Consider the following 14,124-nt stretch of genomic DNA (forward strand, 5'->3'; position numbering starts at 1 on the left):
CGACCTCGACTGCCTTGTCCGTCCTGCCTCCGGAGAGCCAATCTGGATTCGAAAATCTCCCGACGTCGGCCTCTGCGATCCAAGTTGCGGCTGGGCCGAATTGGAAGGGCATATGCGATTGCCCTGCCGGAAAGGAGGAGCGGAGCCCACCGCCCCCGGGGGAGGACGCGGGGTCTCACGCGATCGTATTCGACCAAACCGATGGCGAAGGATCAATCAGGCCTCCGCACATCACGTTCTCAGCCCGGCCGCCTCCTGCAGCGCTTGCGACAGCGTGATGTTCATCTCGAACGCCAATGCCGCCTCCTCGACGACGGTCTCATGCTCCGCCATCGCCGCGCCGGCCTGCTCCAGCACGTCGCGGTAGTCGTCCTTGAACCGCGGGATATCAGCGATCTCGGGGAATTCGTAGAACGACGTCGCCTCGGGCCGTAGCTCGAGCGAACGCGCGAGAATCTTCTTGATGATCTGGCCGCCGCTGAGATCACCGAGATAGCGCGTATAGGCATGGGCCAGCAGCCGATGGCCGGAGCCGGCTCCCGCTTCCTGGATGACCCGGACATAGGCGATGGCCTCGGGCAGCAGCGGCAGAGGGCTCGCATCGAACCACGCAAGATCAAGCTTGATCGCAGCACTGCGATGCAGCTCCGGCCGCACGATGCGGCCCATCACCGGCGTTCCCTGATGGCGGAGCAGCTCCGCTTCGAGCGTCTCGTAGACCGGCATCAGATTGCGCAACAACAACGCGTAGGCCTGCCGCGTGCCGCGTCCCCGCAGCAGCTCGGCGACGATCCCGGTCCGCTCCGCGGTGACGTGCAGCGTCTTGGTACGCTCGCGCATCGCCTGCAAGAGACTGGCCGGGCGCGCGCTGCGTCCGGCCGTCTCGATCCGATCCAATTCGACTCTGTCCAACATGCCTCGACCTGCAGCAGTCAGCGCGGCGGCGCCAGCCCGTGTTTCACGCCCCAGTCGAACCAGCTGTCGACGACGGTGCCCGACAGTAGGATACCGATGCCGCCGGTCAAGGGACAAAGCACGGCGAACCACCAGGCCCAGCGATGGATCGATTCGGCCGTGGCATTGAAGCCCATCGTCCAGCGCCAGAACAGCGCACCGCGTTCGAAGGCCGTGCCGCGGTCGACGATCTGCTCGAGCTCACGCTCGCCGCCGTAGCGGCTGATCGCGAGCACCGTCGCGCCATGCATCGCGAACAGCAGCGCCGATCCGTACAGGAAGGCGATCGAGAGCATGTGGAATGGGTTGTAGAACAAATTGCCGTGGGTGATGGAGAAGTTGTTGGTCCAGTCGAGATGCGGGAAGATGCCGAACGGCACCGCCTCGCTCCAGCTCCCCATGAAGATCGGCCGGATGAAGCCGAGCACCAGATAGAGCCAGATCGCCGCCGCGAACGCCCACGACACATGCGTGCCGAGGCCGAGCGCCCGGGCGCGGCGATAGGTGCGCGCCCACCACAGCAGGATCGACGTCGTCAGGAAGAAGCCGGCCATCAGCCACCAGCCGCCCTCCTGCAGCGGCGGGAAGATCTGCAGGCCATATTCCGGCGCCGGCGGTTGCAGCGCCAGCCACGGGAACTGTCGAATGAACTCGAGCGGGCTCCAGTTCACCGACGCCAGCATGTTGAGACCGATGATCTCGATCGCGACGAAGCCGGACATCAGCGAGGCGAGGCCAAGGAAGCCGAGATAGACCGGCCCCACCTGTGCGTCGCCGACCTTGCCGAACCAGTAGTTGAAGCTGCCCTTGCCGAGCCGCTCCCAGATTCCGGGCTCGATCGGGATGCCCGGGTAGATCGCACTGCGAACTTGGATCTGCGTGAAGATGTTCTGGTATTGGGCCATGGTGACCTCTCCTTGAACTCATTGCGGCGGCGACCAGATCGGGACCCTGCGCCACCACTCCCACCAGTCCGACCAGGCATTGCCTTCCGGCAGCAGCCAGGCGGGACCGGAGATGACGATGCACACCGCGCTGAAGAACACGGCCGACAACGCCAGGAACAGGCCGACCCGGTGGATGCCGAGCGTGCCGACCGAATAGCCGATCAGATCTCGGAACATCGTGTTCTCGTGCTCCGGCGACTTCATCTCCTCACCCCGGCCCGGATTGCTCGCCGAGAGGATCAGTCCGCCGTGCAGCGCGAGCGCGAGACACGTCGTGAAGAAGAACGTGATCGCGATCATGTGCGCAGGATTGTAGTGGAAGTTGCCGAACTGATAGCCGGTGTTCGACACCCAATCGAGATGGGTGATGATGCCGTAGGGGAAGGCGTAGCTCCACGAGCCCATCAGCACCGGACGGATCACCTCCAGCGTGAAATAGGCGAAGATCGCAAAGCCGAAGGCGAACGGTACGTGATAGCCGATCGCGAGCTTGCGGCAGATCTCGACCTCCCGCAGCGCCCAGGAGACGAATGCGCCATGCGCGCACACCGTGATGAGCTGCCAGAAGCCGCCCTCCGTGAGGGGCGCGAACGACAGCCCGTATTTGGCATCGGGCGGGTTGATGCTGATCTGCCAGAGATTCCACGTCGGTCCGAGCGCCGTGGCGTAGAGGATCAGCGCCACGCCGACGAAGGTGAAGAAGATCGTCGTCACGCCGAAGAAGCCGACATAAAACGGTCCGACCCAGAAATCGAAGAGGTCACCGCCGATCAACGTGCCGCCGCGGACGCGGTATTTTCGTTCAAAGCTGAGCATTGCCATCGGTCCTGCCTCCGCTGCCCGTCGCTCGATATGCTGCGTGTCGTGTCGTCGTGTCGTGAATTCGTGGACAAGAGGATTTGGGAAGCGGGCGAACGGGGTCTGCCGCCGTCGCACGTCCGCTTCCCTCTGGTCGTCGAGCTGTTAGCTGAGCTTCAGCGGGGTCGCCGGCTCGGAGATCGACGACGTCTTCGCTGCACGCGGTCCCTCCAGCCAGTTGAACCGGTTGGTGCTGAGCAGGATGAAGTGAATCACCAATGCCAGCCCGAACAGGAACACGCCGAGAGCCACGAGAACCCTGCGGGGATCGAACAACAACCACAAGCGCCACATAGTTTTCTCCTTTCGATCAGGTCAGGTAGGAGAGCACGATATTGGCGTAATGGGTCGCCCCATCCAGCGCCGCCGCCTTGTAGCCAGTCGGCCCGGGCAGCCAGGGACGCCACATCCAGGCGAGAATGTGGGCGACGATCGCAACCGCCGTGAAGACCACAAAGCTCGTCATGAAGATGCTATGGAATTCCCTCGCCTCCGCTTCGGTCAGCCCCGACAGAGAGCCTCCCTTGTTTGGTACGTCCACCATAGTGGTACCTCCTGGTGTTGGCCTTTCGGCCGGATGCCACTCACCGAGATGAGCGGCGTCGAAGCGCCATCCCGTCGCCGGGATGGCATCCATGCGGCGAGCCGCACGAATTCCTAGCAAGCCTTGGAGAGCGAACTCATAGCTCTCGAACTCAAAGTCCCATGAAGGACGAGGTCGCGCAGTTCGCGGCCTTGATCCTTGCTTCACCGACGATCGCGCCGAGCGGCGCGGGCCGTTGGCCGGTGATGATGGAGCCGATCCGGCGCAGCACGCCCTCGACCATCAGCACGGCGAAGCACACCGCGTAGACCAGGAGATAGTCGATGCGCTCGCGCGATCTCGGCGCGACGTCACGATCAATGCGCTCGTATAACGACATCGTCCTCTCCCTGTCCGCTATCCTCGTGCCCTACGCGGCCTGGCCCGTTGCGAGCTGCGACCGCGCATGCGCGAGAACATCTTCCGTCACCTTGTCCAGCCCCGCCTGGCGCGCGCCGCGTTCCGCCGCGTCGCGCAGCCGCTTGGCCGCCGAAATCCGCACCAGCACCGGCTGCGTCTCGATGATCTGATCCAACGCGAGCTTGGCGCCGTCATCCCACGGCAATTCACGCTCGAGTCGCGCCGGCGTCGCCGCGATCTGGTCGAGCTGGGTGGCGAGCGGCAGGATGTTGAACAGCGCATCGAACAGCGCGTTGCAGACCTCCTGCACGACATAGGTCGCGCCGGAGTAGCCCATGAACGGCGTGCCGGTGTGGCGGCGGATCACCGTCCCCGGGAACGAGGCCGGGATGTAGATCGACCGGCTGCCGGCTTCCGCCGCATACATGCGCTCGTTATAGCTGCCGAACAGCACCAGCGGCGGCCGCTCATGGATGGCCTTGCGGATGGCGTCGTTGTCGGTCTTGGCGCCGGCGCATCGCGAGATCGCGAAGCTGCAGGGCAGCCCGAGCTCGGTCTCCAGGAAATTGCGCAGGCCCCGCGCGTAGGTCTCGGACGCGACGATGCCGAAGCTCGCGGTGCCGAAGAAGTCCTGCGTCACCGAGCGCCACAGGTCCCACAGCGGCTTGATCGTCGTATGCTTCTCCCGGGTGATGAACGGCTCGGGATCGAGGCCGAGCATCTCGCCCAGGGAGCGCAGGAATTTCGTCGTCGAATGCAGCCCGATCGGCGCCTGCAGATAAGGCCGCTCCAAGGTCTCGCACAACAGCCGCCCGAACTCGCGATACATGCAGACGTTGACGTCGGCATCGACCAGCTTTCCGACATCGGCGAGATGGCTGCCGAGCGGAAACACCATGTTGATCTCGGCGCCGATGCCTTCGAGCAGGCGACGGATCTCGGCGACATCCGACGGCGTGTTGAAGGTGCCGTAGATCGGGCCGATGATGTTGACGCGCGGCTTCTCGCCGTCCTTGCGCGGCCTGCGCTCCGGGATCTTGCGCAGGCCGTATTCGCTCCACAGCCAGCTCAACGCGCGGTTGGCGCTCTGCCACTGGTCCTCGTCGATCGTGCGGGGCAGGAAGCGCTTGATGTTGGAGCCTTCCGGCGTGACGCCGCCGCCGATCATCTCGGCGATCGAGCCGGTGACGACCACCGCCGGCAGATCCGGATCGAGCGCCGCGCGGGCGCGCTTCATCGCCTGCTCGGTGCCCTTCTGGCCGAGCTCGTTCTCGCCAAGCCCTGTCACGACGATCGGCAGCTCGTGCGGCGGCAGGCCGTCGGTGTAGTGCAGCACCGAGGTCACCGGCAAATTCTCGCAGCCCACGGGGCCGTCGATGACGACCTGCAGGCCCTTGATCGCGGTGAACGCGTAGACCGCTCCCCAATAGCCGCCGGCGCGATCGTGGTCGAGGATCAGCATCACACCATCTCCCCGGACGTGCGCTTCCTGGCCTGCGCCGCGACCGCTTTGCGGAACTTGTCGCGGAATTCGGGACGTTCGACCGGTGTGCCCTGCCACACGCCCGCATTGTCGCCCTCACCGACACCTTCGAAGAAGTCGCGCATCTCGTCGAAGCGCGCCTTGCCTGCGATCGCCGCGTTGACGACCTGCGCCAGCGAGCCGGCTCCGGACACGCCGAACAGCGGCCGCGCCGAGATCAGATTGGTGAAGTAGAGCGACGGGATCGCGCGCGCCTTGGCCTTCTGCACGACCGGCGTGGTGCCGATGGCGAGATCCGGCGCGAACTCATCGACCGCCGCGAGATCCTGCTCCAGCGAGGCGCGGTACTGCACGCGCACACCGCGGCTCTCGAGCCAGGCGCAATCGGCCTCCGACCAGCGCGTGCGCGGACAGGCGGTGCCGACATAGCGCAGATCGGCGCCGCTCTCGGCCAGCAGACGCCCGACCAGCAGCTCCGATCCCTCATATCCCGACAGCGTGATGCGGCCGCGGATCGGCGTGGCCGCAAGCGCCGCGCGAATTGCCGGCAGCACCGCGGTCTTGGCCGCATCGATCTGCGCGCGCCCGACGCCGCAGGTCTTGCCGACAGCTTCCAGCCAATCCGCGGTGCCATCGCAGCCGACCGGCGCCGAGCCGATGATCGGACGGCCCGCCGTCTCGAACTCGCGGATCGAAGCCGTATAGAACGGGTGGATCGCCGCCACCGCCGCACAATCCAGCGCGCCATAGAGCTCGCGCCATTCGCGCGTCGGCACGGTGGGGCCTGCGGCGAGGCCAAGCGGCGCCAGCATCATGCCGATGCCGACGGGATCGGCGGGGAATATCTCTCCCAGCAGGGTGATGGTCGGCTTGTCGCCGCGTGGCGCCCGCGGCGCCTGCACCGGGCCCTGCTCCGCCTCGCGGCGCGCGTAGTTCAGCATCGCGCCGGCGAGCACATCCTTGGCCTCGGCATGGGTCGGCACACCAAAACCTGGAACGTCGATGCCGATGATGCGGACGCCGTTGATCTCCTTCGGCAGGATCTGCAGCGGCACGCCCGAGGCGGTGGGGACGCAGAGATTGATGATGACGACGCAATCGTAGTTGGTGGGATCTGCCAGCTTGAACACGGCGTCGCGGATGTCCTCGAACAGCTTTCCGGTGACCAGCGTCTCCGAGTTGAACGGGACATAGCCGACGCTTCGCCGGGCGCCGTAGAAATGCGAGGTGAAGGTCAGGCCATAGACGCAGCAGGCCGAGCCCGACAGCACGGTCGCGGTGCGGCGCATGCGCAGGCCGACGCGCAGCGAGCCGAACGCCGGACACATGCTCTGCGGCTGGTCGTGCGGTCCCGCCGGATAATCCGCGGCATAGCGCGCCAGCACCTCGCTCTTGCCGGCGGCATCCGCCGCCTTCTTGAGCTCGGCTTTGCCGGCATGACAGCCGAGCGCCTCGGGCTGCACCGGCAGGAGGCCTGCCTCTGCGCCGCTCTGCGCGCTCATTGCCTGATGGACCACAGGATCGCTCATTGCATTACATTCCGCTCGTCGGCCGATCCCATCACAAATTGTCGTAGATCACTTCGAGCGACGGCTTGGTCACCGCGGCGCTGCCACACATGTCTTCGAGCGTCGCCTGCTCCAGCACGACGCCGCGTCCCACATCCGAGCCCTTGAACAAACCGAGCAGGCCGTCATGCGTCAGGGGGTGCGGATGCTGCGGCGGCGCCTCGGCGACGTTCTTGGCGAGATGCTCGAACAGCGGCGCCCAGGGCGTTCCAGGCCGGCCGATGATCTGATAGCTCGCGCTCTTGCGGCGGATGTCGTCGTCCGCCGGGATCGAGGCCAGCACCGGAATGCCGGTCGCCTCGGCAAATGCGGCGGCCTCGCCGGTGCCGTCGTCCTTGTTGATGACGATGCCGGCGACGCCGACATTGCCGCCGAGCTTGCGGAAATACTCCACCGCCGAGCAGACGTTGTTGGCGACGTAGAGCGATTGCAGATCGTTGGAGCCGACGATGATCACCTTCTGGCACATGTCGCGCGCGATCGGCAGGCCGAAGCCGCCGCAGACGACGTCGCCGAGGAAGTCCAGCAGCACGTAGTCGAAGCCCCAATCGTGGAAGCCGAGCTTCTCGATCAGCTCGAAGCCATGGATGATGCCGCGTCCGCCGCAGCCGCGGCCGACCTCGGGCCCGCCGAGCTCCATCGCGAACACGCCGTCGCGCTTGAAGCAGACGTCCCCGATCTTGACCTCCTCGCCGGCAAGCTTCTTCTTCGAGGAGGTCTCGAGGATGGTCGGGCAGGCCCTGCCGCCGAACAGCAGCGAGGTGGTGTCGCTCTTCGGATCGCAGCCGATGAGGAGCACCTTCTTGCCCTGCTGGGCCATCATGTAGGACAGGTTGGCGAGCGTGAAACTCTTGCCGATGCCGCCCTTGCCGTAGATCGCGATGATCTGCGTGGCCTTCTTCGGTGCAGCCGTCGACGGCGCATCCGGCTCGATCGCCGCTTCGGCGCGCAGAGCATCGGTCATCTCACTGATCTTGGTCGGGGCATTCATGCGGCAGCTCTCCAGTCCAAGACCATTTTGAGACATGACGGATCGTCGAACGCGGTCCGGTAGGCGCTCTCCGCGGACAAAGCGTCGGCGTGGTGCGTGATCAGCCCGTCCAGAGACAGCCTGCCGGTGTCGATGAGATTGCGCACCGCGAGCAGATCCTCGTGCTTCCATTCGGCGGCGACGCGGATCGCCGCCTCGCGCATGAAGGCCGGCGGATAGGAGAAGGTGAGCGGCGCGCTGTAGAAGCCGGCGAGGATGATCTCGCCACGCGGCGCCAAGCGAGCGATGAGGCTGTCGAGCAGGCCGGCATCGCCGCTGGCATCGAAGATCAGGCGATAGTCGCGTTTGCTGTCCTCTGCGGGATCGATCACGCGATAGCCGGTCGCGCCGATGGCGCGCTCCGGATTGCTCTCCCACACCACAGGCGGATCGCCACCCATCGCCACGATCAGTCGCGCCAGCAGACGGCCGAGCACGCCATGGCCGACCACGCATTCGGCCTGACCGTCACCACCGATCGACAATGCATGATAGGCGGTGGCCGCCAGCGCCAGCAGCACGCCGCGCTCGCCGGTCGTTTCATCGATCGCAACAATGCGCTGTGCGGGAACGTTGAGGCGCGAGGCGGCGGCGCCAAACAGGCTCCTGACCTCGCCGAAGCAGCGCGCCGCGCCCGGCACGAACACACGCTCGCCTTTACGAAAACCGGAATGCGGGGCGGCGTGCGCGACGCGGCCCACCGCCTCGTAGCCCGGCACGAGCGGATAGCCCATGCCGGGAAACTGCGGCATGCGGCCTTCGTACATCAGCCGTTCGGTGCCGGTGCTGATCGCGCTCCATTCGATGTCGACGGTCAGGCAGTCCGGGACGTCTGCGAGCAGCAGGTGCTGCAGCGACAATTGCCTCGGCCTCCCCAGTACGACGGCGATCGCGTCCATAGCCCAACTCCCCGGCGACGCCCGCTTAGTTACGGGTGTCAGGTTAGCCTGACTGAAAGAAGTGTCAATATTTATTTACAGTCCGGGTGTCAGCTTTTCGCGACAATCACGCTTGCGATCAGCGGAATTCGCGTACGAAGTACTCGCACCTGCGAAAAACCCGCCGCCTGGAGCAGGTCGCGCAAGCGGGCGGCGCTGCGCGGCCGCCCCTGTCCCATCGCGCGGAGATAGATCTCGAAATAGGCGCTGACGCCGTCGGCCCCGCCGGCCGCCTCGCGCATCGGCTCGCCCAGCAGCAGCACGCCATCGTCAGGCAAGGCGGCGCGCACCTTCGCGAGCAACCGCGCCACGGCGTCGTCGTCGTGATCGTGCACGACACGAATCAGCGAGATCACGTCCGCGCCGGTCGGGAGCGCATCATCGTAGAAGCTGCCGGCCGTGGTCGTGACGCGATCGGCCAGGCCGGCCTTGGCGAGACGCTCCTGCGCGATCGCGGCGACCTCCGGCAGATCGAACAGCTTGAGCTGCAGCTGCGGCGCAGCCCGCGCGGCGGCGGCGAGGAAGCTGCCGTCACCACCGCCGACATCGAGCAGGCAACGGTGGCCGCTCAGGGGATAGGCTGCGAGGACGATGTCCGCGATCATCGGCTGCGACGCCGCCATCAGCGCCGTGTAGGGCGCGACGCTGTCGGGTGTCAGCGCATCGCCGGTCTTGTCCAGCGCATACGGCCAGTACTGTGCGAGCCGGCGCTGGCGGTCATGTCCGCGCAGCAGCGCCACGGGATCGGTGAGATCGGCATACAGCGCGGCGTGATGTCGAACCATGGCGGCGATGCCGGGATTGCCGAGCAGCGCCGCGCCGAGCGGCCCGAGCCCGTAGCGCGCCGCACCGCGGCGCTCGAGCAGCTGAAGCGCGGACGCCGCCTCGCACAGGCTGAGCATCGCGTCGGGGGCCATCGCCGCGCGCGACGCCAATGTCGCGACATCGCGGGGGCCGGAACGCAAGCCTTCGAACAGATCGAGCTGCACGCAGGCCGCCAAGGTCTGCGAGTAGACGAAGCCGGCGCAGAGATCGAACAGCTCCGCGGCACGCTTGCGCGCGATCGGCCGCGTCAACGGAAACGCCGCCGCCCAGCGCTGGAACGCCGCACTCGCCAGCAGCCCGTCCCGCCAGCCGCGCCAGCGATCGCCGAAGCTGACCGGCGCCGGCGCGTTGTGGCGGATGGCCCCGGGCATGGCGCTAGGGCTCCAACCACAAAGGTTGCGCTGGCTGACGCAGTTGATTGGTCCGAATGGCTCGACACACGCAGGTGCCCACCCTCCCCTGGAGGGGGAGGGTCGCCGCGCGCGAAGCGCGCGGCGGGGTGGGGTGGGCTCGGAAATTGGTGCTTATGAGTCCCGATGCTCTTCGCTGCGCCTGCCTAAGCCTGCGGGGTATCACCGGCACTGCGCGCGCGGATGGGCTGTCACCCCACCCCGCCGCGCGCTTCGCGCGCGTCGACCCTCCCCCTCCAGGGGAGGGTGAGCAACGCTCGTGTGGTGAGACCGTCGCCATCCCATGCGGCCGAACAATCACGCCGCCGACGCCGCCAGGCGGCGCGGCACGAGGCGCTTGGCTTCCTGCTCCATCAGGACGCGCAGCTCGTGCGCGTGGGCGCAAGGCGGCATGGTGCGGATGCCGTCGGCGACGAGATCGTGCAGATAGCTGACGGCGCCGGTGAGCCCATAGATCAGCACGGCGTTGGGCCGGCCATGCGCGGCGTCCTGGCCAACGGGCTTGCCCGCCTCCTCTTCGTCACTGGCGGCATCGCGAATGTCGTCGGCGACCTGATAGGCCTCGCCAATGGTCTCGCCGAGCGTGCGCCACGCTTCCGGATTCTCATGCCCTGCCGCAGCGGCACCCGACACGGTGGCCGCCGCAAACAGCGCGCCGGTCTTCGAGCGGTGATAGCGCGACAGATCGATCTGCGGCTCGCATTCCCAGGCTTGTCCAGCCGAGATGCCATGCGGTACGCCGACGGCATCGCCGATGGTCGCGATCAGCTGCGCCAGCCGCAGCGGCGAGCAGCGCGACTTGGCCAGCGTCTGGAAGGCGAGCACGATCAGCGCGTCGCCCGCGAGCACCGCGAGCGGCTCGCCGAACGCGGCATGCACCGAGGGCCGCCCGCGTCGCAACGCCGCGTTGTCAAAGCAAGGCAGATCGTCATGCACCAGCGAGGCGCAGTGCAGCAGCTCGATCGCGGATCCCGCCGCATCGGTCGCGGCCGGCTCGTCGTCGCCGCAGGCGCTGGCCACCGCATGACAGAGCCGCGGACGAACCCGCGCCCCCTTGGGAAACACCGCGGACTGCATGGCGGCCGAGAGGCGCGGCGGGCATCCAGGCCGGTCGGCCAGAGCGACCGCTGTGACGAGGGATTTCTCGATCCGGGCCATCACGTCCATGCCAGCCTCCCCTGCCGCGAGGCCATGCCGGCCCTCGCCTATGTAAATTTCAACTTACACACATACTGTAAATCATGCTAGACATTTCCTGCGTCGGGCCGGGCGGACAGGAGCAGAAGTGATGGCCGATCACCGCGTGATCGTGGTTGGCGCCGGCGTCGCCGGCCTCAGCGCCGCGCTCACCCTCGCCGCGCGCGGCGCTGCCGTGACCGTGCTGGAGCGCGCCGCCGTACCCGGTGGCAAGATGCGCCAGATCGCGATCGGACCTGTCAGCATCGACTCCGGTCCCACCGTGTTCACGATGCGCTGGGTGTTCGACGAGCTATTTGCCGAGATCGGCACCGCACTCGACGATCATCTCACCCTGACGCCGCTCGACGTTCTCGCGCGTCACGCCTGGACCGATCGCCGCACGCTCGATCTGTTCGCCGACGAGGAGCAATCGACCGACGCCATCGGTCATTTCGCCGGACGCAGCGAGGCCGAGGGCTATCGCGCGTTCTGCCGGGATGCCCGCCGCATCTTCGAAGTGCTCAAGGATCCCTTCATCCGCACGCCGGCGCCGAGCATGACGCATCTCCTGCGCACCGCCGGCTTTCGCGACCTCACCGCGATCCGCCCATTCCAGACGCTGTGGAAGGCGCTCGGCGGCTATTTCCACGATGCCCGCCTGCAGCAATTGTTCGGCCGCTACGCGACCTATTGCGGCTCGTCGCCGTTCCATGCGCCGGCGACGCTGATGCTGGTCGCCCATGTCGAGCAGTCCGGCGTCTGGCTGATCGACGGCGGCATGCACGAGCTCGCCGCGTGCCTCGCGGCGCTGGCGCGGCGCCACGGCGTCACCATCCGCTATGACGCCGAGGTCGCCGGCATCGCGACGAACGCCGGCCGCGCTGCGGGCGTGCAGCTCGCCAATGGCGAGCAGATCGCCGCCGACGCCGTCATCGCCACCGCCGATGTCGCGGCATTGGCGCAGGGCCTGTTCGGACCCGAGGCGGCGCGAGCCCTCCCCGCCATCCCGGAATCGGCGCGCTCGCTCTCGGCGATGACCTGGAGCTGCATGGCGCGCGCCGACGGCTTTCCGCTGTTGCGTCACAACGTGTTCTTCTCGCGCGACTCCCGCGCCGAGTTCGAGCAGTTGATCGACCGTCGCACGATGCCGCAGGAGCCGACCGTCTATGTCTGCGCGCAGGTGCGCGACGACCAGCCGCGCGAGGCTGCGACGAGCGAGCCGCTGTTCGTGCTGATCAACGCCCCCGCCACCGGTGACCATCACAGCTTTGCTCCCTCGGAGATCAGCCAATGTGCCCGCCAGACCTTCGACCTGTTGCAGCGCTGCGGCCTCAGCATCGCGACGACGCCGGAATTGACCCGCGTGACGACGCCGACGGACTTCAACCGGATGTTTCCGGGCACGGGGGGCGCGCTGTACGGCCGCAGCTCGCACGGCTGGATGGCATCGTTCCAGCGGCCGGGCGCGCCGACGAAGCTGCCGGGGCTCTACGTGGCGGGGGGCAGCGCGCATCCGGGACCGGGCGTGCCGATGGCGGCGCTGTCGGGCCGGATGGCCGCTGCACGGGCGATCGCGGACCTCGCTTCGACCGCATTGTCCCGGAAGACGGCTATGCATGGTGGTACGTCGACGCGCTGAGCGATGACGGGCGATTCGGCATCACGCTCATCGCCTTCGTCGGCAGCGTGTTCTCGCCGTACTACGCGTGGGCGCGGCGGCGGCGAGCGGCCGATCCCGAAAATCACTGTGCGCTCAACGTTGCGCTCTACGGCGCGCGTGCGCGGCGCTGGGCCATGACCGAGCGCGGCCGCGGCGCGATCACGCGCGAATCTGCCAGCCTCGGGCTCGGTCCCAGCAGCCTCGCCTGGAACGGCCGCGAACTCACCATCGAGATCAGCGAGGTCAGCGTGCCCTGGCCGCTGCCGCTGCGCGGTCGCGTCCGCGTCGTGCCGACGGCGCTGAACGAGATCGCGTTCACGCTCGATGCCGAGGGACGCCACCGCTGGCAGCCGATCGCGCCATGCTGCCGCGTGTCGGTCGATTTCGATCATCCCGATCTGCGCTGGCGTGGCGACGGCTATTTCGACATCAACCATGGCGACGCGCCGCTGGGGCGCGACTTCCAGAGCTGGCAATGGTCGCGCGCGGCGACGCGCACCGGCACCGTGATCTCGTATGACACGGTCGCGCGCGACGGCGCCAATACGTCGCTCGCGCTGCACGTCGACCCCGCGGGCCGTTTGGAATCGATCACGCCGCTCACGGAGGCGCCTTTGCGCAAGACCCTGTGGCGGGTCGACCGCAGCGCCCGCGCCGACGCCGACGCACCGGTGCGCGTCGTGAACACGCTGGAGGACGCCCCGTTCTACGCGCGCTCCCATCTCGCCGCCCGTCTGCACGGCGAGGATGTCGAGGTGATGCATGAGAGCCTGTCGCTCGACCGCTTCCAGATGCCGATCGTCCAGGCCATGCTGCCGTTCCGGATGCCGCGGTGGTGAGGATGGGACAGGGGCGACGTTGACCGCAGTCGCTGGCGAGCGCAGCAGACTTGCAATGGTCGCGGAACGACGGCGGAATGCGGCGGGACGAATTCCGATAAAAATAAACCTATTGCTATTTATCTGAAATCATGATTGTCTACGCGCATCCCGCCTCACCGCAGAGGGGCGTAGCGCGCGATCGTCACGACACGCGAGGTGGGGATGCGATGGCCGCGAGGGATCGCAGCATTCTCTTCGACGAGGGTGCCGACGAACGATGTCTTGCGGACGTGAAGTCGCAGCGTCCTGATACCCCGACGCTGGTATCAAGCCGCGATGGCGCTCATGTGCCGCGTGGTGATGGTGGCCAACAAGCCCGGCGCACCAGGGAGACTGCGTATAAGCGTGAAGACCGTCGCGCAGGGAATGCCGGTGGCGGATTCAATTGGTCGTCGCAACACTCGATGAGGAGGTTGCGATGGGCATTCGAAAGAAACGGTCAACGCGG

The 14,124-nt window shown here is 66.9% G+C and carries 15 protein-coding genes; 2 read left to right on the top strand and 13 right to left on the bottom strand.

Features of this window, described 5'->3' with window-relative positions; translation table 11 throughout:
• Window positions 1–231: 231 nt before the first annotated feature.
• The 12 genes from QX073_RS24070 to QX073_RS24125 form a co-directional block, all read right to left on the bottom strand.
• Entirely contained in the window at window positions 232–915 is a 684-nt protein-coding gene (locus tag QX073_RS24070) for a biliverdin-producing heme oxygenase (RefSeq protein WP_315750174.1), read from the bottom strand.
• A gap of 17 nt (window positions 916–932) precedes the next feature.
• A complete protein-coding gene (gene pufM / locus QX073_RS24075) occupies window positions 933–1,859 on the bottom strand; it encodes a photosynthetic reaction center subunit M (RefSeq protein WP_315750173.1) in 927 nt (308 codons plus the stop codon).
• Between the two features lie 18 nt (window positions 1,860–1,877).
• Window positions 1,878–2,723, bottom strand: a complete 846-nt coding sequence (pufL, locus tag QX073_RS24080; protein ID WP_315810497.1) for a photosynthetic reaction center subunit L — start codon at window positions 2,721–2,723, stop codon at window positions 1,878–1,880.
• Between the two features lie 141 nt (window positions 2,724–2,864).
• Window positions 2,865–3,053, bottom strand: a complete 189-nt coding sequence (gene pufA / locus QX073_RS24085; RefSeq protein ID WP_315714306.1) for a light-harvesting antenna LH1, alpha subunit — start codon at window positions 3,051–3,053, stop codon at window positions 2,865–2,867.
• A gap of 16 nt (window positions 3,054–3,069) precedes the next feature.
• Window positions 3,070–3,303, bottom strand: coding sequence for a light-harvesting antenna LH1, beta subunit (pufB, locus tag QX073_RS24090; RefSeq protein ID WP_315714305.1), 234 nt, complete (start codon window positions 3,301–3,303; stop codon window positions 3,070–3,072).
• 151 nt (window positions 3,304–3,454) lie between these two features.
• Window positions 3,455–3,682, bottom strand: a complete 228-nt coding sequence (locus QX073_RS24095; RefSeq protein WP_316226486.1) for a hypothetical protein — start codon at window positions 3,680–3,682, stop codon at window positions 3,455–3,457.
• A 30-nt stretch (window positions 3,683–3,712) separates the two neighbouring features.
• Complete coding sequence (gene bchZ / locus QX073_RS24100; protein ID WP_316226487.1) at window positions 3,713–5,164, bottom strand: chlorophyllide a reductase subunit Z; 1,452 nt, start codon at window positions 5,162–5,164, stop codon at window positions 3,713–3,715.
• Window positions 5,164–6,714, bottom strand: coding sequence for a chlorophyllide a reductase subunit Y (gene bchY, locus QX073_RS24105; RefSeq protein WP_316226488.1), 1,551 nt, complete (start codon window positions 6,712–6,714; stop codon window positions 5,164–5,166). The genes bchZ and bchY overlap by 1 nt, the downstream gene beginning before the upstream one ends.
• Window positions 6,715–6,745: 31 nt before the next feature.
• A complete protein-coding gene (locus QX073_RS24110; protein ID WP_316226489.1) occupies window positions 6,746–7,744 on the bottom strand; it encodes a chlorophyllide a reductase iron protein subunit X in 999 nt (332 codons plus the stop codon).
• Window positions 7,741–8,682, bottom strand: coding sequence for a chlorophyll synthesis pathway protein BchC (gene bchC / locus QX073_RS24115; RefSeq protein WP_316226490.1), 942 nt, complete (start codon window positions 8,680–8,682; stop codon window positions 7,741–7,743). Before bchC ends, QX073_RS24110 begins: the two co-directional genes overlap by 4 nt.
• A gap of 89 nt (window positions 8,683–8,771) precedes the next feature.
• A complete protein-coding gene (locus QX073_RS24120) occupies window positions 8,772–9,917 on the bottom strand; it encodes a methyltransferase (RefSeq protein ID WP_316186763.1) in 1,146 nt (381 codons plus the stop codon).
• Window positions 9,918–10,253: 336 nt separating this feature from the next.
• Window positions 10,254–11,123 (bottom strand): polyprenyl synthetase family protein, encoded by an 870-nt coding sequence (locus QX073_RS24125; protein WP_316226491.1) that lies wholly within the window; start codon window positions 11,121–11,123, stop codon window positions 10,254–10,256.
• 121 nt (window positions 11,124–11,244) lie between these two features.
• Between QX073_RS24125 and crtD the strand changes: the two genes are divergently transcribed.
• Together crtD and QX073_RS24135 are read left to right on the top strand one after the other, a co-directional pair.
• Window positions 11,245–12,774 (top strand): 1-hydroxycarotenoid 3,4-desaturase CrtD, encoded by a 1,530-nt coding sequence (gene crtD / locus QX073_RS24130; protein ID WP_316226492.1) that lies wholly within the window; start codon window positions 11,245–11,247, stop codon window positions 12,772–12,774.
• A 155-nt stretch (window positions 12,775–12,929) separates the two neighbouring features.
• Entirely contained in the window at window positions 12,930–13,634 is a 705-nt protein-coding gene (locus QX073_RS24135; RefSeq protein WP_316226493.1) for a hydratase, read from the top strand.
• Window positions 13,635–13,942: 308 nt separating this feature from the next.
• Here the strand turns inward: QX073_RS24135 and QX073_RS24140 are convergent.
• On the bottom strand, window positions 13,943–14,124 hold a 182-nt coding region (locus QX073_RS24140; protein ID WP_316226494.1), incomplete at its 5' end, for a hypothetical protein.

Origin of the sequence: Bradyrhizobium sp. SZCCHNS3052, from assembly GCF_032484495.1 — a bacterium.
GTDB lineage: Bacteria > Pseudomonadota > Alphaproteobacteria > Rhizobiales > Xanthobacteraceae > Bradyrhizobium.

Excerpts from the sequence above, each read along its gene's own strand:
- QX073_RS24070 (WP_315750174.1), bottom strand. The coding sequence starts at position 915 with ATGTTGGACAGAGTCGAATTGGATCGGATCGAGACGGCCGGACGCAGC.
- pufM (WP_315750173.1), bottom strand. The coding sequence starts at position 1,859 with ATGGCCCAATACCAGAACATCTTCACGCAGATCCAAGTTCGCAGTGCG.
- pufL (WP_315810497.1), bottom strand. The coding sequence starts at position 2,723 with ATGGCAATGCTCAGCTTTGAACGAAAATACCGCGTCCGCGGCGGCACG.
- pufA (WP_315714306.1), bottom strand. The coding sequence starts at position 3,053 with ATGTGGCGCTTGTGGTTGTTGTTCGATCCCCGCAGGGTTCTCGTGGCT.
- pufB (WP_315714305.1), bottom strand. The coding sequence starts at position 3,303 with ATGGTGGACGTACCAAACAAGGGAGGCTCTCTGTCGGGGCTGACCGAA.
- QX073_RS24095 (WP_316226486.1), bottom strand. The coding sequence starts at position 3,682 with ATGTCGTTATACGAGCGCATTGATCGTGACGTCGCGCCGAGATCGCGC.
- bchZ (WP_316226487.1), bottom strand. The coding sequence starts at position 5,164 with ATGCTGATCCTCGACCACGATCGCGCCGGCGGCTATTGGGGAGCGGTC.
- bchY (WP_316226488.1), bottom strand. The coding sequence starts at position 6,714 with ATGAGCGATCCTGTGGTCCATCAGGCAATGAGCGCGCAGAGCGGCGCA.
- QX073_RS24110 (WP_316226489.1), bottom strand. The coding sequence starts at position 7,744 with ATGAATGCCCCGACCAAGATCAGTGAGATGACCGATGCTCTGCGCGCC.
- bchC (WP_316226490.1), bottom strand. The coding sequence starts at position 8,682 with ATGGACGCGATCGCCGTCGTACTGGGGAGGCCGAGGCAATTGTCGCTG.
- QX073_RS24120 (WP_316186763.1), bottom strand. The coding sequence starts at position 9,917 with ATGCCCGGGGCCATCCGCCACAACGCGCCGGCGCCGGTCAGCTTCGGC.
- QX073_RS24125 (WP_316226491.1), bottom strand. The coding sequence starts at position 11,123 with ATGGACGTGATGGCCCGGATCGAGAAATCCCTCGTCACAGCGGTCGCT.
- crtD (WP_316226492.1), top strand. The coding sequence starts at position 11,245 with ATGGCCGATCACCGCGTGATCGTGGTTGGCGCCGGCGTCGCCGGCCTC.
- QX073_RS24135 (WP_316226493.1), top strand. The coding sequence starts at position 12,930 with ATGACCGAGCGCGGCCGCGGCGCGATCACGCGCGAATCTGCCAGCCTC.